Annotated in this window: 16 protein-coding genes and 1 riboswitch; of the genes, 3 read left to right on the top strand and 13 right to left on the bottom strand. The window is 49.4% G+C overall.

Features of this window, described 5'->3' with window-relative positions; translation table 11 throughout:
- Positions 1 to 3: 3 nt before the first annotated feature.
- Both HMPREF9442_RS00975 and HMPREF9442_RS00970 read right to left on the bottom strand, forming a co-directional pair.
- On the bottom strand, positions 4 to 1,170 hold the full coding sequence (locus HMPREF9442_RS00975) for a DUF5074 domain-containing protein (protein WP_253270973.1): 1,167 nt from the start codon (positions 1,168 to 1,170) through the stop codon (positions 4 to 6).
- 25 nt (positions 1,171 to 1,195) lie between these two features.
- Positions 1,196 to 3,205, bottom strand: coding sequence for a TonB-dependent receptor plug domain-containing protein (locus HMPREF9442_RS00970; RefSeq protein WP_008624295.1), 2,010 nt, complete (start codon positions 3,203 to 3,205; stop codon positions 1,196 to 1,198).
- A gap of 52 nt (positions 3,206 to 3,257) precedes the next feature.
- Positions 3,258 to 3,477: riboswitch (cobalamin riboswitch) on the bottom strand.
- Positions 3,478 to 3,695: 218 nt separating this feature from the next.
- On the opposite strand from HMPREF9442_RS00970, the gene HMPREF9442_RS16350 reads away from it, so the two are divergent.
- Together HMPREF9442_RS16350 and HMPREF9442_RS00965 are read left to right on the top strand one after the other, a co-directional pair.
- Positions 3,696 to 3,839: a hypothetical protein gene (locus HMPREF9442_RS16350; protein WP_008624294.1), complete on the top strand. Its 144-nt coding sequence runs from the start codon at positions 3,696 to 3,698 to the stop codon at positions 3,837 to 3,839.
- 118 nt (positions 3,840 to 3,957) lie between these two features.
- Positions 3,958 to 4,587 carry a response regulator transcription factor gene (locus tag HMPREF9442_RS00965; protein ID WP_008624293.1) on the top strand — a complete coding sequence of 210 codons (630 nt, stop codon included), beginning with the start codon at positions 3,958 to 3,960 and terminating at the stop codon, positions 4,585 to 4,587.
- A gap of 40 nt (positions 4,588 to 4,627) precedes the next feature.
- Here HMPREF9442_RS00965 and HMPREF9442_RS16570 read toward each other — a convergent pair whose 3' ends face one another.
- The 3 genes from HMPREF9442_RS16570 to HMPREF9442_RS00955 are packed head-to-tail and all read right to left on the bottom strand — an operon-like array spanning position 4,628 to position 6,867.
- The gene (locus HMPREF9442_RS16570; protein WP_253270971.1) at positions 4,628 to 5,521 is read right to left on the bottom strand and encodes an FUSC family protein; all 894 of its coding nucleotides are present in this window, start codon (positions 5,519 to 5,521) and stop codon (positions 4,628 to 4,630) included.
- A complete protein-coding gene (locus HMPREF9442_RS16565; protein WP_008624291.1) occupies positions 5,481 to 6,113 on the bottom strand; it encodes an O-antigen ligase family protein in 633 nt (210 codons plus the stop codon). Before HMPREF9442_RS16565 ends, HMPREF9442_RS16570 begins: the two co-directional genes overlap by 41 nt.
- A gap of 22 nt (positions 6,114 to 6,135) precedes the next feature.
- Complete coding sequence (locus HMPREF9442_RS00955; RefSeq protein ID WP_008624290.1) at positions 6,136 to 6,867, bottom strand: hypothetical protein; 732 nt, start codon at positions 6,865 to 6,867, stop codon at positions 6,136 to 6,138.
- 1,011 nt (positions 6,868 to 7,878) lie between these two features.
- On the opposite strand from HMPREF9442_RS00955, the gene HMPREF9442_RS00950 reads away from it, so the two are divergent.
- Entirely contained in the window at positions 7,879 to 10,311 is a 2,433-nt protein-coding gene (locus HMPREF9442_RS00950; RefSeq protein ID WP_008624288.1) for a TonB-dependent receptor, read from the top strand.
- Between the two features lie 23 nt (positions 10,312 to 10,334).
- On the opposite strand, the gene HMPREF9442_RS00945 is transcribed toward HMPREF9442_RS00950, so the two are convergent.
- The 8 genes from HMPREF9442_RS00945 to HMPREF9442_RS00910 form a co-directional block, all read right to left on the bottom strand.
- A complete protein-coding gene (locus HMPREF9442_RS00945; RefSeq protein ID WP_008624287.1) occupies positions 10,335 to 11,333 on the bottom strand; it encodes a hypothetical protein in 999 nt (332 codons plus the stop codon).
- On the bottom strand, positions 11,320 to 13,188 hold the full coding sequence (locus HMPREF9442_RS00940; RefSeq protein ID WP_008624286.1) for a peptidase U32 family protein: 1,869 nt from the start codon (positions 13,186 to 13,188) through the stop codon (positions 11,320 to 11,322). Before HMPREF9442_RS00940 ends, HMPREF9442_RS00945 begins: the two co-directional genes overlap by 14 nt.
- Positions 13,185 to 14,102 carry a homoserine O-acetyltransferase MetA gene (gene metA / locus HMPREF9442_RS00935; RefSeq protein WP_008624285.1) on the bottom strand — a complete coding sequence of 306 codons (918 nt, stop codon included), beginning with the start codon at positions 14,100 to 14,102 and terminating at the stop codon, positions 13,185 to 13,187. Before metA ends, HMPREF9442_RS00940 begins: the two co-directional genes overlap by 4 nt.
- Positions 14,103 to 14,246: 144 nt before the next feature.
- Positions 14,247 to 16,277 carry a M13 family metallopeptidase gene (locus HMPREF9442_RS00930; protein WP_172634374.1) on the bottom strand — a complete coding sequence of 677 codons (2,031 nt, stop codon included), beginning with the start codon at positions 16,275 to 16,277 and terminating at the stop codon, positions 14,247 to 14,249.
- Positions 16,278 to 16,312: 35 nt separating this feature from the next.
- Positions 16,313 to 18,256, bottom strand: a complete 1,944-nt coding sequence (locus HMPREF9442_RS00925; protein ID WP_172634372.1) for an ABC-F family ATP-binding cassette domain-containing protein — start codon at positions 18,254 to 18,256, stop codon at positions 16,313 to 16,315.
- Between the two features lie 119 nt (positions 18,257 to 18,375).
- Positions 18,376 to 20,283 carry a BNR repeat-containing protein gene (locus HMPREF9442_RS00920; protein ID WP_008624280.1) on the bottom strand — a complete coding sequence of 636 codons (1,908 nt, stop codon included), beginning with the start codon at positions 20,281 to 20,283 and terminating at the stop codon, positions 18,376 to 18,378.
- Positions 20,284 to 20,292: 9 nt separating this feature from the next.
- Positions 20,293 to 21,507 (bottom strand): ABC transporter permease, encoded by a 1,215-nt coding sequence (locus HMPREF9442_RS00915; protein ID WP_008624279.1) that lies wholly within the window; start codon positions 21,505 to 21,507, stop codon positions 20,293 to 20,295.
- Positions 21,508 to 21,513: 6 nt separating this feature from the next.
- The gene (locus HMPREF9442_RS00910) at positions 21,514 to 22,602 is read right to left on the bottom strand and encodes an ABC transporter permease (protein ID WP_008624278.1); all 1,089 of its coding nucleotides are present in this window, start codon (positions 22,600 to 22,602) and stop codon (positions 21,514 to 21,516) included.
- Positions 22,603 to 22,686 lie beyond the last annotated feature (84 nt).

Genomic DNA, 22,686 nt, shown 5'->3' with positions numbered 1-22,686 from the left:
TCCTTATTTTGTGACAAACACCATCTTCGAGGTGGACATTCCGGCTTCAAACGTACGTTTATAAGTTCCATCCGCCCCGTATACATGTACGTCGGATGCAGCACCGTAAGGTACGTCAAACACATACACATCGCCAGATGCTGGATCAACAGCCAAACCGTTGGCACTCTGCAAATCAGCCATGTCCATAAACTCTTGTTCATCTCCTGTCTTTAAGTCACGGACGTAAGCACGAGCCACTTCCGGCATATAATACTCTGAATAAAGGATGTACATTTTCTCCCCGGCATTCGCGATATAAGTTGCACGGCACACCTGTTCCACTTGGTCTGTTTCCGGATCGAGACGTTGCATCGTACCGTAAATATACTGGTCCGGAGTCAAGGACGGGCTTCCTGCATAGTTGCCATTGGACACGAAGTATACATACCCGTCTTCTGCCGTGATGCACTGGGTATAAGGATTGAGCATCACTTCAATATCCTTCAGCTTGGTGAAAGAAGCTGCATCAACCACAGCCAGCCACTTTCCTTTTGAATACCCCGAAATATTGACATACAGTTTGCCGTTGGCGGAGGTAATGGCCTCGGGATGGTCATAACCTGTTTGTGCCCCGGCATCTATAAGATTCAGTTTGCCATCGATGGCCATGGAAGTCGTATCGATACGGGAAACCGTCCCATCGTATGCTGTAAAATAAACCTTCCCCTCACACGCTGCCATGTAGCGAGGCTCAACCGGAGTACCGTCTTCGGTAGCCACCGGAATGGATTTCAGAACCTTGCACTTACGGTCCATGATGACAACTTTGGAAGAACCGCTCACCGTCACGTATATTTTCGAACCATACACACAAAGGTCTTGCCCCAAGTCGCCAAGCCCTTCGCCATTGGCAGCCGCATAAAGGTCTTCGCTCAACTCTCCGGTCTGAAAATCCAAATATTGGATACCGGCATCGTTTCCACCCCAATTTCCGGTATTCAACACATAAGCTCCCAAAGCGACCACGGGGGAAGGAACCGCAGTGCTGTCACTTCCATTGGCACCGCCTCCATTTCCACCAGTCTCTTCTCCCGGCTTTCCACCATCTCCAACCGTGTCATCATCCTCGCTACAAGCGGTAAAACACCCTAAAGCCAGAGCCATTATGGCCCATTTACACCATTTCATTTTCATTTTTTTCGTTATTAAAAGTTTATAAAGAATATGTTATTGCCACTTTAAAATTCCTCCCGGGCATCGGATAGTAACGCACCACCTCATAATTTCTTCCACCCAGATTGGCCGCGTCCACCTGCAGGCGCAACTTATGATCTCTGAACCGGAAAACACGGTACAAGGAAAGGCTATGATCGGAATAGGCATTCACGAGATTGCTCTTTTTGTTTTGCGGCAGACGATAGCGTTCACCGCTCCACGCCACATTATATGCCACGTTCATCCACGGCATTTCAAGTACCACACTTCCACCTCCGGAATGTTTCGGCGTATAGGCAATCTGATGACGCCACAACTTGCTACCGCGTTTCGTCACGTCTTCCGCCTGCATGAAACTGTACGCTCCTGTCAAACTCAAATTCCAAGCTTTTGCCAAAGCCCATTCGGCAGCCAGATTGGCATCCACGCCGTAAGTCTCCACTTTGCCTACGTTGGACATTTTCCATACGAACATCGTCGGAACTGCCACAATCTTGTCTTTCACCTTATTATAATAAGCATCCAACGAAAAGCTCACGTAATCCGCCACTTTTCCCATACGTCCGGCCCAGGTGGTCCCTATATTCCATTGGCACGTTGTTTCCGGACGCAAGCGGCTGTTCCCAATGAGCAGATAATAGAGGTCATTGAAAGTCGGGACACGGAATATGTCTTTATAAGACGCGCGCAAACGCCAACTCGCCTTTTTCACAGGGCGCCACGCCAGGCTTACCGCCGGAGAAAGCCGCTTACGGTCGTCGGCAGCCATCCCTAAAGAAACTCGTTCGGTAATGAAAGTATTCAGCAAGGAAGCCGTCACCTGAAATCGCGGATGGCGGTATTGTGCTGAAAAGGCCGTCAGACTGGTATAACGTTCCGGGTATTGGCATTGGTCCAACGTCGTGGCCAAATCGTTATACACAAAATCCTGCGCCAACGAAAAAGAAAGGTTTTTCACGGGCATCGCCCATAACGTCGCGGTCAGGTAGGTCTCCGTCTGGCGAAAACGGTCTTCCGTCGGCCCGGCAGCCTTCTTGTCCGTATCTTTGTTCCAACTATAATTGAACTTCCCGGAAGCCTTCAGTTTCCACTTCTCCGAAAAACGGTTCTCATACCTCAACTGGCCGAAATAATTACGGTCATAAAGCCGTTCCGCCGCATAGGGATTGTCATATACGACACTACCGGGCAATCCTCGACGGGAATCGAACAGATACCCCTTCACATCCAAATCCTGACGTTCTGTCAAATGGGCAAAAAGATTCACCTCCGCACGGTATGCCCCTATGTCGCTATTGTTACGCCGTCCTTTTATCTGTTTATCCAAGTTCATCATCGTAAAATGATAATTCCCGTCGGCACGTAAATATTCACCGTAAAGAGAACAAGACAAACGCGGTGTGAACCGATGGGCATAGAACAATGAGGGGTTGGCCCAACCGTAAGACCCCGCCTTCACCTTCGCCGAAAAACTAAAATCCCGGCCTTCAAAATCAGGCCGGCTCGTTTCGATGCTCAACGCGCTTGCAGCAGCTGACATGCGTGCCGTCTGATAAATATTGTCGCTTTGCCCGATAGTCAACGTCAATGAAGAAACATTATCCAACGAGAAACGGGAGATGTCCACCTGTCCCGACTGGCAATCCCCTATGGCCACACCATCGTAGAGCACGGCTGTATGCTGTGCGCCCAGACTGCGTACGGAAACAGTTTTCAACCCTCCCACACCGCCATAATCCTTCAGGGTCACCCCCGAAAAATGCCGTACGGCATCCGACACGTCCAACACGCCCATACGTTCCAACTCCGCCTTATCAAGCGTCTGCACAGGAGCACCCGAACGTACGGTGGCAGGCAAAGCCTTCTCGGTCACCGTCAGACCTTTCATCTGTTTCAGCCCCACATCCACGCTATCTACACCATTTTGTGCGAGCACGAACACAGTCTCCATACAAAATGACACAAGCAACCATCCTCTCATTTTATGAGATTCCTTGTATACGCCCATTTATTATCTTCATTCTTCACTCAAGACACCTTCCTCCCATCCCACGGAGATTCCGGCATGACTACGTTTTGCAGGTCTTCTGACTTACTCCGGCTTGTTGGCCTTCCCACCTTATTATTATAAATAAGGAAGTGGCTTGAGGTTTGAAACAAACCGCACAATGAGTTCACAGCAGCGGGACTGTCCGGGATTTCCACCCGATTCCCTTTTCATCTGCCGACCTGAAAGGGCTTTCCCATAGGCCGGGCAGAACAAAACGTTGCAAAGTTATTAAAAAAATCAGTATCCCAAGACCTTTTCATTGATTTATATCAAGAAAAGGGCATTTAAATGATAACAAATGCCCTTTTACTTGTTTTGCAGGAAGAATCGCCGTACCTTTGTAGTGTCATAAGGAACAAAAGATATTTAGTTTTTAGGTATTTAGCTCCGTGAAGGAGCAATGTTTAGGTAAAAGATTGTTAGATTAAAAAAGAAAGGTAAGAAGATTATGACAGGATTAATGATTATCGCAGCGGTCGTAGTAGCTATGGCAGTTGCAACAGGTTCAAAGAAGAGCAACGGTAAGTTCTTGGGTTCAAGTACTTCAATGTTGTTCGGTAATAAAAACCTGAATGCAGGTGCAGCTTGTTAAGTGCAATGCACCTTAGTTTGAAACCAATTAAATTTTTGATAAGGTAAGGATGTCTGGAATAAGGCATCCTTATTTCTTTTTAAGATACGACGAGATTTGAGTAACTTTGCATGGAAATATGAGCGTGAACATGAAACTATCCCCCGAAATTGCCATTATAGAAGCCAACACATTGACCTGTATGGGACTACGCGGCCTCATTGAACGGATGATGCCACAAGCTGTCGTCCGCACGTTCAACAGTTTTGAACAACTGATGCGCGACACACCGGACATGTATTTCCACTACTTTATTTCAGCCCAGACCCTTGTGGAGCACAGCGCCTTCTTTGTGGAACGGAAAGAAAAAACCATTGTGCTTACCAATGGGACAACCGGCACCCCTCAAACCTCCCACTTCCATACGTTGAATATCTACCAGAACGAAGACAATATGGTGCGTGCATTGCTGCAACTGCAACAGTATGCGCATGCCCACGGACGACATCTGCCCCAAGGTATGAGGAAGCCCATATCGGGAACCACTGCCTCTACCGACCCCAACGGACTCAGTCAACGCGAGATAGAAGTGCTCATACTCATTGTACGCGGACTGACGAACAAGGAAATTGCCGACCACTTGTGTATCGGCACTACCACCGTTATCTCCCACCGCAAGAACATCATGGAAAAACTCAATGTCCGCTCCGTATCGGGACTGACTATCTATGCCGTCATGAACGGGTACATAGAGGCCGACCGCATCTGAAGAGTATTTCTTGTAAACTTTTAGTTTTCTCCAATCAAAATCAATCTATTTCCATATTTTTCCCCTTCCCATTGTTTCTTTCATATTCTTGCAATTTAAGCCCTGCTTCTTTTTTAAGATATTCCGTCAAAGAAGAAGGTACTTTTTCTTTCTTCCCTACTATTTGATGAGCCTTCTCCAACATTTCCAAATCCCGCCCCTCTTTTTCATACAACCCCATCAACAGATATAAAGGGTAAATACGGTGGGGAACTCTATAATAAGCCTTATAAAACATTTCTTCAGCCTCCTCAAACCTGCCAAGAGCTTGAAAGTTTTTTCCCATGAGATTAAAAAACATGGGGTCAGAACTTCGTTTTGACCCTTCATTTAATATTATGTTGCTTTCTTCGTAATGACCATTATACGACAAACACATTCCATACTCAAAAAGGAAACCAACATCTTTCTTCAAATCGGGATACAAAACCCTGTAACAATTCTCTATGCCCTCATATTTTTCCCTATCAAAATATGGCCGCACCATATCCCAATGCCTCACGGCCACCCACGTTCGGTAAGATTTATTAAACCGGACACACACCATCGCCTCCACTCCAACCACCAACAACAAACCGAACATCATTCCAAGCTTTCTGTTCCGTTTCTTTTCATCAAGCACCATTGGCATCCACGCAGCCCATAATAAAATAAACAAAGATAATAAGCATGTGGCAAAATATCGAAGAGGATAAGAAAAAAAAGAAACCACCATAAAACTCACCATTGCACCACATAACCCGACAACCTCAACATTCCGACACCTAAGAAGGCGTATATAGACATAAGCCATAAGGCACAAACAAGACAAAACTCCCGGCAGTCCAAGTTCTATCCATATCTGCAAATATTCATTATAAGCATAATCCGGGGCCACCAGCCAACATTTCCTCATCCTGTGTCCCTTTCTTATCCCGAAAATACGCTTCTTGTGCTTCCCCATAAACATACGGGAAACCGCCTATTCCCACCCCGGAAAATATCTGTTGTTTAGCCACCGGATAAGAGATTTTCCAGATGAACAAACGACCGTCTGCCGAATCTTTTTTCAGCACATACATGCCATACAAAAAAGGAACACAAAGAACGAATACAGCCAACAATACAAAACACTTTTTTATCCACGCACACTTCATCCGTAACCAAACCATTGACATCAAACTGATTACAGACGCCACCCAAGCTGCCCGACTTACACACTTGACGAGTATGACTACGGAAAACAAAAGATAAAAAGCAGAAAGATAAAAAAGCATATTTGTAACCTTTTGCCCATGTCTAAACCTCACAAACAACGCATAGTCCAAGGCCAAGGGCAAAATAAGGACAATCAAAATAGAATAAGGGGCTGGATTTTCAAATGTTCCGCAAACCGTGTAATAAGGCATACCCAACCTCATTACCTGAATACATTGGAACAATCCAACCCCTAATTCATAAAGTCCTATCAAAATAAGTACAAAACAAACCCATCTATATAGTGCCATGCTTTGCCCTCATCCAATATCCCTATTCCAATGGGATGTTATATCCCTTGTGGAAATCCTCGCTCTGATAAGCCTTATGCTCATCCCAATAGACCAAAGAGCCTGCGCAAGAACCATACAGCCGACCGTTCGCCGAGTCATAACCGACAGTATGGGAACCATTCACTTCGATGGCCTGCCCTGCTTTCTGCATATCTTCTTTGATGACCTGCACGCTGTTTTTGGCTTTGTCGTACACACACCACACAATCACTTTCACTTGGGCTTCGGGATAGTCCTTTGAATGGAACACGACTCCTTCAATCTTCCGGAAAGACAGATTTTCATCTATTTTCACGTAACTGCACGTATTCCATACGATAGTGGAATCTATTGGCGCAGGTAACGCAAAAGTGAGCATTTCACCCGCCCCGTCTTGTTTCCCACGAACCTCCATTTTTTCACAAGCCTCTGCCAAACTTTCGTAAAGCCTCCGTTTCTGGTCTTTGGACAAGTCTTTTTGCAATACGGAATAATCCACTTGGTAATATCGGGATGCCTTTTTCCACAATTCGTATTCTTTTTGGGTTGTTTTTTCTTTTACCCAATCCGGTATCGAATCAAGGGGACAGAAAGAAGAACCGGTCTCCTTGTCCAATGATTCCCAGGACTTTGGAGCAGCCTCGCTCCGTGCCAAACAAACTTGCCCCAAAAGCACAAACAATAAAAATACAACTTTTCTCATGACTGCTACAATATATTTTGCTTTTTTCATCGTTCTCTTTTTTTTTAGTTTTTAAATATCTGTTCACTCTACACACTACCATTGCATTAATGTTTCATTCCATAGGCAATATTCTTATTCATGTTCCACATATATTTAATTCTCACATCGCAAAGTTAAGCATACTTTTGAGTAGAAACCCAATATTTGAGTTTGCATTTTCAGATATCGAGATTTTTTCTATCTAATTGAATATGTACAAGTTACAAAAATCCTATCAAAAAAAGAATTTGCATCGTATTTTGAAGGCTGAATTTTTGGTGTTTATTTTAGCTTTAAGGCCACTTTTCATAAACAGGTACTATACTTAGGCAAAACATTAAACAAACCTTCGTGTTACCATCTCTTTACCCCCACACAACCTTACCCAAGATTCGCGTATTTCCACCCCAAACCCGACGTGACGGTTTCGGAGCGATTCTCACGCACCGGACGCAAAACACATCGTATCCCTTTCGCTTCCGCACACCTGCAATCTGTACGACCTGGGCAGATTTCGTCCGCAGGGCGTGCTGCCATGTGTCAGCCTACGGCACGTTCTGCCGACAAAACGACATTCGTTTTTTGCATCCCATTCTCCATCAATTAGAAGAAATATCGAGGTTTTCAGCACATTTTCATCTCGTCCGGCTTCAAACTCCTCCACTTCCTGCGGAGAAAAACCGGAAAATCTGCGGAGAAAAAAAATGTTTTCTCAGCCGAATGAAAAATTTTCTTCTTCATAAAAAACGGGAAATTGAAGGTAAACGCGCACTGAATCCGTCATTTTTCACATTCGGCAACGGTTTTACAGTTCCATTAACTCCTGTTTTGGCGTGAAAAAACAAGGAAAAACAGAATAAAATAGAGGAAACCGCAGGCTAAGGATAAAGAAAACAATATACAAAATCTATTCCATGACCACTTCCGTATGCCTTTGCTTCCGGCGGAAAATCCTAATAAATAAGGATTGCCCCACCCGACGATTCATCGTAACTTTGCATCCCGAAACAAAAACCACGGATGGACAGATTGAGCATCATATCAGCAATATTATTCCTCTCGGGCGCACCTTCATACGCGCTCCCCATCGAGGAAACGGCAGAAGACAGCGCACGGGTAAAAGACATCGAAGAGGTGGTCATCGTATATTCTCCCAAAGAAACCGGCAAATTACGGCAAGCTCCCATCGCCGTTTCCCTTTTCGACCGGACGGCATTAGACGACCAACATACTGCTTCGCTGAAAGAACTTTCGGCTTTCGTACCCAACTTCTACATGCCGGACTACGGCAGCAGCCTGACCTCGGCGGCTTACATACGCGGCATCGGTTCGCGCATCAACACCCCGGCCGTGGGATTGTACGTGGACAACGTAGGATATGCAGACAAAAGTGCCTACGACATTGAATTGCTAGACGTGGAACGCGTGGACGTGTTGCGCGGCCCGCAGGCCACACTGTACGGACGGAATGCCATGGGCGGCCTGCTCCGCGTGTTTACCCGCAACCCGTTCCATTATCAAGGCACGGACATCCGCATGGGAACTTCGATAAAAGACAAGGGTTACCGGTTGTCGGCATCTCATTACCAAAAGACAAGCCACAGGATGGCATACGCCTTGAGTGGATTTTATAAGCATTCGGAAGGATTCTTCGAAAACGTCACCCGGCATGAAACGGTGGGAGGAAGCGAAACCGGAGGCGGACGCGTACGGGTCATTTACTTTCCGGCAGAGGCTTGGAAACTGGACTTCTCTACAGATTATTCGTATCGTGAAGACCGGGGTTACCCCTACCGCTATTTGGGTGTCACCGAAGGAGAAGAGCCACGTCCCGACCGTATAGGCCGCATCCTCTACAACCGTCCTTCATTCTACCGCCGGAGCTTGCTGAACAGCAGCCTCAACGCGCAATATACTGCCGACCGGTTCATCCTGTCGTCCGTCACGGCCTACCAAAACCTGAACGACAACATGACGCTTGATCAGGATTTCACGGAAGCGGACTATTTCAGCCTGACCCAAAAGCAACGCATCAACTCCTGGAGCGAAGAACTGACTTTCAAAAGCCGCAGTAACCGCCGTTGGGAATGGATAGGAGGTATCTATGCCATGCGCCAGACCCTACACACGAAAAGTCCGGTATCTCTGACCCGCGAGTTCATGAACACCGTGTTCGACAAAGCCAATGCCGCCATCAGCCCGATGGGTATGGGACTTACATTAGATATGCCAGTTTCCCCCTACGTGGCCGACGGGGCTTTCGACACCCCGACCACCGACCTTGCCGCTTTCCACCAAAGCACGTTCAACGACTTGTTCGGGACGGAAGGGCTGAGCCTTGTGGCCGGCCTGCGCGTGGAATATGAAAAAATGAGGTTGGACTACGATTACGGTGGTCGCATGGACTACGGCGTGGAGCTTACTTCCCCTATGATGCCGCTCGTCCTCGAAGGCCTGTCGGACGACAGCCATTTCCGGGGCAGCCTGAAACACGATTACGTGCAATGGTTACCCAAGGTGGCCTTGCAATACCACTTTTCGGCGCAAAACAACGTGTACGTAAGTTGGAGCAAGGGCTACCGCAGCGGAGGATACAACGTACAGATGTTCAGCGACCTGGTGCAAGGCGATTTGAAAAGCCGGATGATGCGCTCCGTCAAGGACAAGACGGCGGAGACGCTGGACGGACCGATGTACGCCCACATGCCGGAAGCCGTGAAACAGATGATTGTCAGCCAAATTCCGCAGGAGGAGTTTTCCGGAACTCCGGCACAGACCCGCTTCAAACCGGAATACAGTTATAATTATGAGGCAGGCGGGCACTTCTCGTTCTCGGACGGCAAGATACAACTGGATGCCGCCGTGTTCTACATGGACGTGTACGACCAACAGATTTCCAAATTCGTGAGCAGCGGATTGGGGCGTGTCATGGTCAACGCCGGACGGGGACGGAGTTGCGGTACGGAAATAGGACTGCGCGGCGGATGGTTGGACAACCGCCTGACGTGGCATGCGTCATACGGCTACACGCACTCCGTATTCAAACGCTATGAAGCGCAGGAAGCCCGGACGGAAACAGCGCAAGAGGCGGTGAACTATGACGGCAACCATGTGCCTTTTGTCCCCATGCACACGCTCGCGGCAGGTGTGGAATACGAACAACCTTTGGAACACCATAAGATAAAAAGCTATTTCTTCGGCGTGAATACCACGGGAGCCGGAAAAATCTACTGGAGCGAGGACAATGCTTACCACCAACCGTTTTACGCGCTGTTGAATGCCCATGCCGGTCTGGACTTCGGCTCCATACGCATCGACATCTGGGGCAAAAACCTGACGGATACGGACTACGACGCTTTCTTTTTTACTTCGGCCGCTACCACCCGCAACATGAAATTCGGACAACGGGGCAATCCGTTACAGTTCGGAGTGGATGTCAGCCTGCATTTCTGACTCTCCCCCGCAAGACAGACGGGTCATTCATTCCATGCACCGCAATGCGGACAACGCCCTTTGCTGTGAAGCTTGGCCCCGCAACGCCCGCAAACGTAAGGACAACGGGCATAACGGAAATAACGCCACAACGCCCAACCGACGTAAAACAAGAAAAAAGGATAGCCGAGATAATACAACGTGGTGAGCGAAAAGAACAGGTAACACCCCGCACATACGCCCAACAAGGCAAACAAGTACAGCATGGCTTCCTGAAAAGGGAGTTGCCGGCAAACGTCCTCCACCGATGCTATGGACAGAATGACTATCAGCCACACGGAAGCCACGAACAAGCCCAAAATAAACGGCAATCCGAAAGGATTGAGTGTCGGGTGGAAATAAAACTCCGTCCATGTATCGGGTACAAAATTCTGCATACTGGCATAAAGCGTTGCGGCACCAGACAGCGTCAGGCATAGCAAAGTAGGGTAACAACTTCCGATGTCATCGAAATGCACGATATGGAAACGCTTGCGACGCATACGGCGTACCAACCACAATACCAACAGCACGCCTAAAACGGACAGGAAATATATCAGGTGCGTATTGCTGAAAGCATGGATAAACTGCGAAATGGAATCATCCGGAACAACCCGTGCCAACAAATCCTGCTCGTGCACCCAACCCATGGTGGACTGGTCGCGGGCTACTTTCACCCAAACCGAATCCACCGTGTCCTCCGGCACAATCATGACTTCAGCCACGACGAGACGGTCGTCCGCAAATACAGCCACGGTGTCTTCCGGCACACCTGCATGTACCGGATTATGGACGGGATGTACGGTTTGCAGGCACAAAGAATCTTCCACCACCACGAAATTATAATTCCGGTTATAATGATGGGAAGCCTCAAAATCAAGCGAATCCTTCCGTTTCTCCGTCAAATCCCACTCGTCGGAATAATCGGGCTTCTGGTAATAACAACCGACCGACAACAAACTGCCTAATAACAGGTAAATCAGAAAAAAGCTACTCTTCCGCATCGGCACAGACTTTCATTTGGCAGGCTTTACAGTCGAAAGACAAACGGAAACGGCGTCCGTCGGACGAAACCAAATAATACGGTTCACGGAAAGGAGACTTCTCTCCCCCGTAACGCGGACACCATCCCATGCTGTAACGCAGGCAATGGCGGCAAAACATCAGCACGGCACCGGCAGGTTCCCGTTTCTCGAAAGCCGGAGCAATGCACACTGCCCCTTGCCGGTGGTAGAAGTCCTCAGCCTTGCGGTTCATCACATTGGCCAGATACGTCACCTCTTCCGGAACCCACCGCACCGGAGCCTTCCCTTGCTTTTCATCCCGGCTGCGCGTAAAGGCTGTCGGAAGAGGGCGCACCTCTCGCAACTCATTCATTTTGCGTGCCGACAGCAACCGTCCTACCAACGTCCTGCGCCAATCGGCTAATACGGAAGAAGGGATAAACCAGTCGGAACGGAAACGAATGTCCACTCCGTCCGCCTCGAACGGCGTATTTCCTAACTTGGATAACTGGGCCTTGATGTTTTCGGCCTGCGAGCTGCGTGCCTTTTCTTTGGGATAGGGGAAAGCTACGGTTACCGACACCTCGTCCTCGTCGCGCACCTCCAACGTGAAACCCTCGGCATACTCGCCCAACGTCCATTCCACCCGGATTTTGCGGACAGCGGACGGACGGGACAGCACGTCCTCGAACGCCTTGTCGAAATTGCGGTACAGACGGGCGTGAGGACGGACACGCGGCATTTCCGCCGGATAAATCTTATTGGCTTCCACACGGTTCACGCGAAATCCCTGCAAGTTACCCTGCTCGTCCAAAAAGCACAGTCCGTCACCGTTGGCAAACGGCTTGACTCCGGATACGACAATACACCTTCCACGGACGTCTTTCACCGTTCCCACTTCTTCACCCAACGATTTGGGCGTATGAAACGAAAAAATATCAGGTGTACGGCCATCCAGAAAATAACGGGTGAATCCTCGGTTGAAACTTTTCTCCAAACAGGGTGTGAACGCCAAAGAGACCTGCCCCGATGAAGCCCGGCGGTACTCCGGACGGCATTTGAAGATTTCGTCCAGACGGCTGCGGTACCACGCAGTCACGTTTTTCACGTATGCCACATCCTTCAAACGTCCTTCGATTTTCAACGAAGTCACACCGGCATCCAACAAGCGTTCCAAATCCGATCCCCGGTTCATGTCCTTCAAAGAAAGCAAGTGGCGGCCTTGTTCTATCATACGTCCGTCACTGTCTACCATATCGAATTTCAACCGGCAGAACTGGGCACATTCTCCCCGGTTGGCACTCCGCCCGAAACAATGTTGCGACACGTAGCACTGTCCACTGTAACTGACGCAGAGTGCCCCGTGCACAAAAACCTCCAACGGCACGTCGCAAGCCGCATGAACGGCCTGAATCTCGGCCAAAGACAGTTCACGTGCCAACACCACCTGGCTGAAACCCAAACCGTGGAGAAACTTCACCTTATCCGGCGTACGGTTGTCCATCTGCGTGCTGGCATGCAAAGGGATGGGCGGCAAGTCGAGTTCCAACAAAGCCATGTCCTGCACGATGAGCGCATCCACTCCGGCACGATACAAGGCCCACACCAACTTTTCCGTCTCGGGCAATTCCTCGTCCTTCAATATCGTATTGACCGTGACATACACTTTGACACGGAACGTATGGGCATACTCCACCACACGGGCGATGTCCTCCACGGAATTGCCCGCCGACGCCCTTGCCCCGAAACGGGAAGCACCGATATACACGGCATCTGCCCCGTGGTCCACTGCCGCCATGGCACATTCCACATTACGGGCCGGAGCCAGAAGCTCTACTGGTCTTTGTCTGATCATCGGATACTGTTAATATCGTAAGGAGTTTCCTGATACACGTAATAATTCAGCCAGTTGGAAAACAACAGGTTCCCATGAGCACGCCACGTCACCAACGGTCCTTCTTCCGGCACATTGTGACAGTAATAGTTCACCGGCATGTCTATCGGCAAACCTTTCTCCAAATCGCGACGGTATTCCGTATCCAAGGTATAGGGGGAATACTCGGCATGCCCCGTGATGTAAATCTCCCGTCCGCCACGCGCCATGACCATGCACACCCCGGACTGGGGAGATTCGGCAATGACCTCAAGGCCGGGCACCCGGAGCACGTCCTCGCGCCGTATCTCCGTATGGCGGCTGTGCGGCATATAAAACTCATCATCGAAACCGCGGAATATCGGCAGCATGGGAGCCAACGGATATTGCTTGAAAACACCGAACATCTTCCGGTCCAACTTGTATTTGGGTACGCCATAATAATGGTATAATCCGGCTTGGGCGGCCCAACAGATATAAAGGGTGGAAGTGACATGGGTGCGTGCCCAGTCGAAAATCTCCTTGATTTCGTCCCAATAGTTCACCTCCTCGTAATCGAGATGTTCTACTGGCGCACCGGTAATAATCATACCATCGAACTTCTCTTCCTTCATCAGTTCGAAATCACGGTAGAAAGCTTTCATGTGCTCCACCGGCGTATTCTTCGACGTGTGCCCCTTCACTTTCATGAAAGAGACCTCGACCTGCAAAGGCGTGTTGGACAACAGACGGACAAGGTCGGTCTCTGTCGTAATTTTCAACGGCATGAGGTTCAATACGACAATGCGCAACGGGCGGATGTCCTGCGAAGAGGCTCGCGAAGTGTCGATGACAAAGATGTTCTCTTTTTTCAACAACTCGATGGCCGGAAGCTTATCTGGTAAATTTAATGGCATGTATAATCGGTTTTATCGTTTCTATGACCACGCAAAATTAGCAAAATCTTACCGAAACGCCTACCATTTTAACGCAACAAGCGGAACGATTTAGAATCTTTATCGTTCCGCTTGCCTAAAAAATATATGCCTGCGCCGAATGGCTTACCAAATCGTCACGCGCTTTTCTTTCGGCACAAACATCGAATCTTTTTCAGTGATACCGAAAGCCTCGTACCAAGCGTCGATATGGGGCAATGCACCGTCCACACGCCAACGTCCCAATGAATGGGGGTCGCTCTTCGTCCGTACGCGGATCTCCTCATCACGGATGTTTCCGGCCCACAGGTTCGCATAAGCCAGGAAGAACCGCTGTTCGGGCGTGAAACCGTCTTCCGTCTGCAAAGGCTTCTCTTTCATCGCATTTTGGAATGCCGTATATGAAACCATCAAACCACCATGGTCGGCCAGGTTCTCACCCAAGGTCAAAGCACCGTTTCCTTTCAAACCGGGCAACACCTCTATATTGTTAAAGAAATCCTCCATCACTTTGGCACGGGCTTCGAAGCGTTCCGCATCACCCGGTGCCCACCAATCGGTCAGGTTTCCGTTCTTGTCGAACTGACGGCCCTGGTCATCGAATCCGTGCGTCATCTCATGACCGATAACCACACCTATGGCACCATAATTATAAGCATCGTCGGCCTCCATATCGAAGAACGGCGGCTGAAGGATACCGGCCGGGAAGCAAATTTCATTGGTCGTCGGGTTATAGTAAGCGTTCACAGTCTGCGGAGTCATGTACCATTCGTCACGGTCGACGGGCTTATTCAACTTCTTGTCGATGATATATGCCAAATCGAACTCATTGCTGCGCACGATGTTGGCCCAGTAACTGTCATCCTTGATTTCCAAACCCGAATAGTCGCGCCATTTGTCGGGGTAGCCCACCTTGACATAGAAAGAAGCCAATTTGTCCAAAGCCACTTTCTTCGTCTCGTCGCTCATCCAATCCTGTACTTTGATACGTTCAGCCAAAGCGTCTTGCAGGTTTTTCACCAGTTTCACCATACGTTCTTTGGCTGCTGCGGGGAAGTATTTCTCTACATATTTCTCGCCTAACCCTTCGCCCAATACGCCTTCCACGGTAGCCACGGCTTTCTTCCAACGCGGACGGTCTTGCTGCTTCCCGCTCATCACCCTGCCATAAAAATCAAAACGGCAGGCACGGAGTTCATCGCTAAGATAGGAAGCCGACGAATTGATCAACTTCCATTCCATGAACGCTTTCTGGTCCTCTACCGGCGTTTCGGCCAATATCTTTTCCACCTCATGAATCGGTTCGGGTTGGCCTACGCTGACTTCTTTCAGTCCCTGAATACCCATCGTCGTGAAAAACACGTCCCAATCTATTCCGGAATAGTCTTTTTTCAGTTCCTCGTACGTCATCTTATGGTAATTCGCTTCGGGATCACGCTGCTGCACAGCCGAATAAGAAGGAACGGCTATACGGGTTTCAATGCCCATCACGGCCTCCATCTTACGTTTGGCCTCTTCTGGAGTAGAGCCGCACAAGGTGAACATCTTCTCCATATATGCCTTGAATGATTCACGGATATGCACCGTGGCCGAATCATTGTCCAGATAATACTCTTTCTCGCCTAAGCTTAAACCGCCTTGCATGATTTGAAGGAGGTTCATGCTGCTGTTCTTGATGTCGGCATCGATGTAGAAGCCGAAGTAACCGGGAAGCCCCTTCCGGCCAAGCTTGGCCATCTGGGCTATGATTTCCTTGCGGTCCTGGATGGCCGCAATAGCATCCATGTCCTCTTTAATCGGGGCATAACCGTCCTTGTTCTGTTTCACGCTGTCCATGGCGATGTTATACAAATCACCGATTTTCTGCTCCAATGTCCCGACTTCGTGCTGTCCTTTGGCCATGGCTTCAATCAAACCGCGCAACTGTTTGTTATTGTTCTCAATCAAGACCTCAAAATTCCCGTAAGTCGAGTACTCGCCTGTGAGTGGATGGGCTTTGATCCAACCGCCACAGGCATACTGATAAAAATTGTCTCCCGGCTTTGCCGTCTGATCCAAGTTAGCCAGGTCGATTCCCGTCTTGGAAGTCGGCCCGCCGCAGCCCGCCAATGCCAAAGAAGCAAAGGCCATCATCGGAATAAATTGTTTTAAGTTCATCATATCATTCATTTAAGATAATATTTGTAGAATATTCAAGATTGTGCCTCTTCAAGTTCCAACGAAGTCTCTTCCCACGTATTGACGGCCTCGTCCAACTGCTTCTTCAACGCACCATGGCGTTCGTAAATCGAAACATCGGCAGCCCCTTCCGGTGTAGCCATCTGCTCTTCCAACATTTTCACTGCGGCCTCCAACTCCTCGATTCGGGCTTCACACTGCTCCACAGCCTTCTCCAACTTACGGATTTTTTTCTGTTGTTCTTTCTGCTGTTCGTAGCTCAACCGATTGGAAGCTCCTGTTTTTTCCTCCACAGAAGAAACCACCGTCGAAGATGTGGAAAGTGAAGGTTTCTGCAAATCGTTCAAAGATTCGATATTCTTACGCTGCAAGAAGTCATAGATGCCTCCCAAATGTTCCTTGACCATTCCCCCGCCGAACTCATACACTTTGGAGACGAGGCCGTCAAGAAATTCGCGGTCGTGGCTTACGACAACCACCGTCCCGTCGAAATCCCGTATGGCATCCTTTAATACGTCTTTGGAACGCATGTCCAGGTGGTTCGTAGGTTCGTCGAGAATCAGGAAGTTCACGGGTTCGAGCAAGAGCTTAATCATGGCCAAACGGCTCCGTTCCCCCCCCGACAACACCTTGACTTTCTTCTCGGAAGCTTCGCCGCCGAACATGAATGCTCCCAATATGTCGCGTATCTTCAAGCGGATGTCTCCCTTGGCCACACGGTCTATCGTGTCGAACACCGTCAGTTCGCCGTCTAAAAGTTGCGCCTGGTTTTGTGCAAAATAACCTATCTGCACGTTATGCCCCAACTTCAAACTCCCCTCGAAAGGAATCTCACCCATAATACATTTAACTAAGGTAGATTTTCCTTCGCCGTTCTTTCCGACAAACGCCACCTTCTCGCCGCGTTTGATGGTCAAGTCCACATCATGGAACACGACATGTTCCCCGTATGCCTTTCTCACGCCTTCACAAATCAGAGGGTAGTCGCCGCTACGCAAGGCGGGCGGGAACTTCAGCCTCAAAGCCGAGTTATCCACCTCATCAACCTCTATCGGCACCATCTTTTCAAGCTGTTTGATGCGGCTCTGTACCTGCACGGCCTTAGTGGGTTTATAGCGGAACCTTTCGATAAACTCCTTGATGTCGGCTATTTCTTTCTGTTGGTTCTCGTATGCACGAAGCTGCTGCTCGCGACGTTCTGCGCGTAACCGCACGTACTCGTCATACTTTACCTTGTAATCGAACACGCGGCCGCAGGAAATTTCCAAGGTTCGGTTGGTTACATTATTGATAAAGGCGCGGTCATGACTCACCAAGACGACGGCATTGGCCTTAGTGGCCAGAAAATTTTCAAGCCACTGTATGCTCTCGATGTCCAAATGATTGGTCGGCTCATCGAGCAACAGCACGTCGGGTCTCCTCAACAGCAACTTGGCCAACTCTATACGCATACGCCATCCTCCGCTGAACTCACGGGTGGGACGGTCGAAATCCTCGCGCACGAACCCTAACCCCATCAAAGTGCGTTCCAGTTCGGCCTGATAATTCATACCGCCCATCATCTGAAAACGCTCGCTCTCATGCGTAAACTTTTCCACGAGAGCCATGTAGCTTTCACTGTCGTAATCCGTACGGTCGGCCAGTTCCTGGTTCATCCGGTCGAGCCGTTCCTGCATTTGGCTGATATGGGAAAAGGCTTGTTCTGCCTCTTCACGCACCGTATGCTCGTCGCTCAACACCATCACCTGCGGCAGATAGCCGATGGTGGAACCGCCGGAAACAGCCACCGTCCCCGAGGTGGGCTGTTGCAATCCGGCTATAATCTTCAACATGGTGGACTTCCCGGCCCCGTTCTTTCCCACGAGGGCGATACGGTCTTTGTCATTGATGACATACGAAACGTCCTGAAACAACGGGGTCGCCCCGAACTCCACCTTTAACTTTTCAACTGATACCAATGCTCTATAATTTTGTTGCAAAGATAGTGAAAGGCAGGCGCAGGAACAAAAGAAAACATCGTTTTCTACTTGTTCCTGTCCATCCCTATTCTTTTTTCGTCCTTATATGGACTGTGGAATCAGTACCTGCATGAACCAAGGCGGGCAATCTCATCCGGATTCAAGGCTCGACGGTAGACCGTGTAACTTTCCATATGGCCATTGCAAGCGTCCAAGACCAAACGGCGCAAACCGCAATCGCCTTCGATGGTTTGGTCAACCAAGCCATTGACATAAGTGGTCAAACGCCCGTTTTCAGACACAATGGCCAACGCGAGGCGAGGATAAGACACCACGGGATACCACTTGCCGTTCGTCCCCCGGCCATAACGTGACCAACTGTCCGCCGTTCCCAACACGTTGCAACTCCGGACGGCTTTCTGCCCTATCGTCAAACAAGGCTTGAACGAAACGGAATCGGCTGCCCACGACCAACCGTCTGCCTCGCAGACAGTACCGTGTAAAGGCATGCCGTCTGTCGCCACCGAGATGAAAACCGTGAAATCGCCTTTCTGCCATTCGCGTGGGACATCCACTTTAATCCCTTTTCCTTTTTCCTGCATCTGCCCGCCTGCGGCGCATTTACCTGCCACCACACCCTTGTCCAAATCCACAGGTTCTTCCGTCCACCGGAAATCGCTGTAAACGGAAGTGGGATACCCCGGACGTGCTGAACTGACAATCCAATCGAAATAGTCACCATGCATCCATGCCAGACGTAAAGGCGAACTTTCGGAATCCGGAAGAATGTAAGGCCGCACGTTATTCTTACGGGAATGGCGGGTAACAGGCTCTGCCTTCACGTCCCCACTGCGGACATCTACCGTGTACTTGACAATCTCATACACACGCCCGAACGCCCCACTGACGGGCACAGAACAATACACAACCTCCGGATGTGCCGGATCTATGGCCATGCCGCCGCTGTAACAACGTTCGATATCCGGCGTCTGGTGAAAATGACCTCCTGCATGCGCCAAGAAGATTTCCTTCCAAGCTTGTCCGTCCCAATACTTATAGTAATAATCATGCCGCGTCTTGTCCCCACTTATTTTGACCATGGCTATTACCGGATGGCCCTGCTTGTCGGTAGCCACCTGCCACACCCAGTCGCGCACACCGGGCGTATGATCTACGACCGCTACCGGGTAATCTACGGCATGCTGCTCCGTACGGTTCACCTTAAACGGTCCGTCGGCAATAGTAGACAAGACCTTGCCCTGTACGTCTTCTAATTGCAAGGTTTTGATGTTGACACTGTTCAGGTATAACCAATTCGGATTTTCGTTATCCGGATGACCGGTCGTATAGGTAAACATGATACGGTCTTTCCCGTTGGAATAGTATTTGGCATACGGACGTGCGCCCGTGGACTGCACCATCTGGTAAGGTCCCCAATCTATCTGCACTTCATCGTTCTCATCCGGCAACGACAACCGCGCGATGGTGGGGTGCCAACGGATACCGCGCCAACATAAGTAGATATGTTCCGGGTCGTCGGACAATATGAAAGGAGAAGGATAGGTCGTATTGTCTTTCGTCAGGATTTTCCTCTCTTCGCCCAACGTCGTAATGTCGCCGGGGGCATGCGATATGCGGTAATAGAAGCACGGCTCATCCGTATGGCGCGAATAGAATATCATGATACGTTCGTCCGGCAATACCAGAAACGTCGGGTTGTTATGGTCGTCCGGTTGGAAGTAAGAACGTACCAACACCTCCGACCTCCGCCCCTTCAGAAAATCATACTGCACAGCCTTCACAGCCCCATGCACGTCGATATAACCGACATAACTGCTGTTTATCGTGCCGCTTTCATTCTCATAATGCAACGCACGCGGGTCGGCAAACCAACACCATGCGCCTTCGTCGGCCAATTTTTTACCTTCGTAAACCGTAGCCTCGGCGGGAAAAAGATGGTTTTGTGCAGCCGCCGTCCCTACAAATCCGACCCAAAGGGTCACCGCAATCAATAATAAATTTTTCATGAATATGGATTAGTTTAATGTATTTGCCTTTCTACGGCTTTCATTTATCATGTAATAATAAGCCGCGCAAGCCGTCAAGAAATATACCCCGGCCTGAATCCACAGGCCGACGTACTCGAATGCCACATCCTCCAATAAAGCCCCCATCGTGTTGATACGTACGAAACCGTTGATGCCGAACGTAGAAGGAGCCAACCAGGATACATATTTCCAGAAATCGGGCACAGCCACTCCCGGCCATGAAATACCCGAAATGAACAACAAAGGCAAGGAGGTGAACACGAATACCAACATGCAAGTCTCACGTTGGCACACCAGAATGGAACACGTCATGGCAAAGAATATACATGCCAACAAATAAGGCACCATGAACGCCAACAAGTCAGACGTTTGGGGTATTTGAGCTAAATGGAACAGTTGTGGCACTACAATCAACACCCACACGCTCACCAAAGCATACAGCATCAGGTAACACAGAGCTTTGCCCAACACCAAACGCACCGTACCTCTCCCTGTCCCTTGAACCAGTTGGGTATGCAACGTGGCCCGTTCGCGGGCAGAACCGTTTATCAGTCCTATACCCAGAAGCAGCGTCTGCTGGATGACCAGCATCAACACAGCCGGAATCAGGAAACTGGCAAACCCGTTCGTCGGATTGAACAAAGCCACACTCTCGTACAACAAAGGTGCGGTAGACACTTCATCCTGCCGCACGGTGGTATTCCCCATCCGTTTGATCTGCAATTCGGTGTTCATATCCAAAGACACGTCCGTACACGCCGTCAGCAGCGCTTTGTAGTAAAGCAATCCGCTCATATCGCAGTACAAACCGACATACGCCTGTTGCATCCGGTTGACCTTACGGCTGAAATCATCCGGAATACGGATGATGCCATACGCTTTCGTGCGGCGCATCAATTCTTTCGCCTCTTCCATATTTCCCGTCCGCGCCACGACTTTTACATCGGGAGAAGCATCGACCCTGCGGACAAAGTCGCGGCTGAGAGCCGTATTCGCCCCATCGACCACCACCGCCGGGACTTCCCTGACCGTTTCTCCCGTATAAATAAAAGCATAGAGCAAGGGATAAAGTACCGGTACCAGAATAAAAAAGATCAGTACTCCCTGGTCACGCACCACACGACCGGCTTCCTTACGCCATATAAAAAACGTATCACTGACAGCCTCACGGAATAGGATATGCAATTCTTTTATCGTTCTCATGACAGATTAAGGTATATAATCATAGTTCAACATTACCGTACGCAACCGCCTGAGCAATAGTAACGGAAGTAGAACGAACAACAACAAAGCCAAATAAGGCTTCCAAGCATAAACCATCGGGTAACCGTTCAGCGTCTGACTGACATAAATCAGGAAATAATGCCTCAACGGGAATAAGTTACTCAGCACTTGCAAAGCCGGATGCATAGCCATCACCGGGAACGAAAAACCCGAAATGGAAAACGACACGACCCCCCACAGCGAACTGGAACTCAGAGCCAACCGCAACGTGGGCAGGACAGAAATGAGAAATACTCCGAAGGACTGCGATGCCAACACCATCAAAAAAGCAGCACATAACAGCGGACCGATACCGCTATGGCACGGAAAACCCAGTATGCCATAAAGGTAAGCGTCGTAAGCTGCGGCTACGCTGAAAAAGATGACCGTATGAGGAAGCAACTTGCCTACAAGGGCATTCCACATCCGATTGTCCGCCATGGCCAACCACTCTTTCCCCGTACCCTCCTTGATTTCGCTCCCGATGGCAAAGACCGTGACCATGAATATCATCATCATCAGGATGCCGGGCAGAATCGTATTGTTCAAATAGACCGAATAGTTCAGCCACGGATTGGACAAAGCGTGCGTGTCGATGACGATCGGTTGTAAGAAAGCCATAGCCGTACGCTCGTCCATTCCTTTGGCCTGCAACGTCTGCAAGCCGACCGAAGCATTGGCCAACACGGACATCGTACGTAAATCACGATATATCAATGAACCGGCAATAAGCAGGCTGTTATTGGTATAAAAAGACACCGTGGGCTGCCGGCTCGACAGAATCTTTTCGGTAGTGCCCTCCGGGATATAGTAGAAAGCATAAATTCTACCTTGTTGCATGGCTCGCCGCGCCTCACTGACCGAGGCATAATCTTCTGTCAGGTGCACTTGGCTGAAAGCATCCATGTTACGCAATATTTCCCGCGTCGTGGACGTATTGTCTTCGTCCACCACTCCCACGGGCATATCCTTGGGTAGCCCCTCGTACATCAGCGTGGTAAAGAAAAGGCAACAAAGGAGTGGAGCCGCTACCATGCAACAAAGGTACAACGGCCGGGAAACCAGCCGCCGTAACTCACGCACCATAATGCCTGCTATACCATGAGACTCCTGCATGCC

It is taken from the genome of Paraprevotella xylaniphila YIT 11841, from assembly GCF_000205165.1.
Classification (GTDB): domain Bacteria; phylum Bacteroidota; class Bacteroidia; order Bacteroidales; family Bacteroidaceae; genus Paraprevotella; species Paraprevotella xylaniphila.
The sequence above is the reverse complement of the archived record's forward strand: the minus strand, read 5'-3'. Positions and strand labels throughout refer to the sequence as shown.

Excerpts from the sequence above, each read along its gene's own strand:
- HMPREF9442_RS00965 (WP_008624293.1), top strand. The coding sequence starts at position 3,958 with ATGAGCGTGAACATGAAACTATCCCCCGAAATTGCCATTATAGAAGCC.
- HMPREF9442_RS00945 (WP_008624287.1), bottom strand. The coding sequence starts at position 11,333 with ATGCGGAAGAGTAGCTTTTTTCTGATTTACCTGTTATTAGGCAGTTTG.
- HMPREF9442_RS16565 (WP_008624291.1), bottom strand. The coding sequence starts at position 6,113 with ATGGCACTATATAGATGGGTTTGTTTTGTACTTATTTTGATAGGACTT.
- HMPREF9442_RS16350 (WP_008624294.1), top strand. The coding sequence starts at position 3,696 with ATGACAGGATTAATGATTATCGCAGCGGTCGTAGTAGCTATGGCAGTT.
- HMPREF9442_RS00930 (WP_172634374.1), bottom strand. The coding sequence starts at position 16,277 with ATGAACTTAAAACAATTTATTCCGATGATGGCCTTTGCTTCTTTGGCA.
- HMPREF9442_RS00910 (WP_008624278.1), bottom strand. The coding sequence starts at position 22,602 with ATGGTAGCGGCTCCACTCCTTTGTTGCCTTTTCTTTACCACGCTGATG.
- HMPREF9442_RS00940 (WP_008624286.1), bottom strand. The coding sequence starts at position 13,188 with ATGATCAGACAAAGACCAGTAGAGCTTCTGGCTCCGGCCCGTAATGTG.
- metA (WP_008624285.1), bottom strand. The coding sequence starts at position 14,102 with ATGCCATTAAATTTACCAGATAAGCTTCCGGCCATCGAGTTGTTGAAA.
- HMPREF9442_RS00920 (WP_008624280.1), bottom strand. The coding sequence starts at position 20,283 with ATGAAAAATTTATTATTGATTGCGGTGACCCTTTGGGTCGGATTTGTA.
- HMPREF9442_RS00975 (WP_253270973.1), bottom strand. The coding sequence starts at position 1,170 with ATGAAATGGTGTAAATGGGCCATAATGGCTCTGGCTTTAGGGTGTTTT.
- HMPREF9442_RS16570 (WP_253270971.1), bottom strand. The coding sequence starts at position 5,521 with ATGAGGAAATGTTGGCTGGTGGCCCCGGATTATGCTTATAATGAATAT.
- HMPREF9442_RS00955 (WP_008624290.1), bottom strand. The coding sequence starts at position 6,867 with ATGAAAAAAGCAAAATATATTGTAGCAGTCATGAGAAAAGTTGTATTT.
- HMPREF9442_RS00950 (WP_008624288.1), top strand. The coding sequence starts at position 7,879 with ATGGACAGATTGAGCATCATATCAGCAATATTATTCCTCTCGGGCGCA.
- HMPREF9442_RS00915 (WP_008624279.1), bottom strand. The coding sequence starts at position 21,507 with ATGAGAACGATAAAAGAATTGCATATCCTATTCCGTGAGGCTGTCAGT.
- HMPREF9442_RS00970 (WP_008624295.1), bottom strand. The coding sequence starts at position 3,205 with ATGGGCGTATACAAGGAATCTCATAAAATGAGAGGATGGTTGCTTGTG.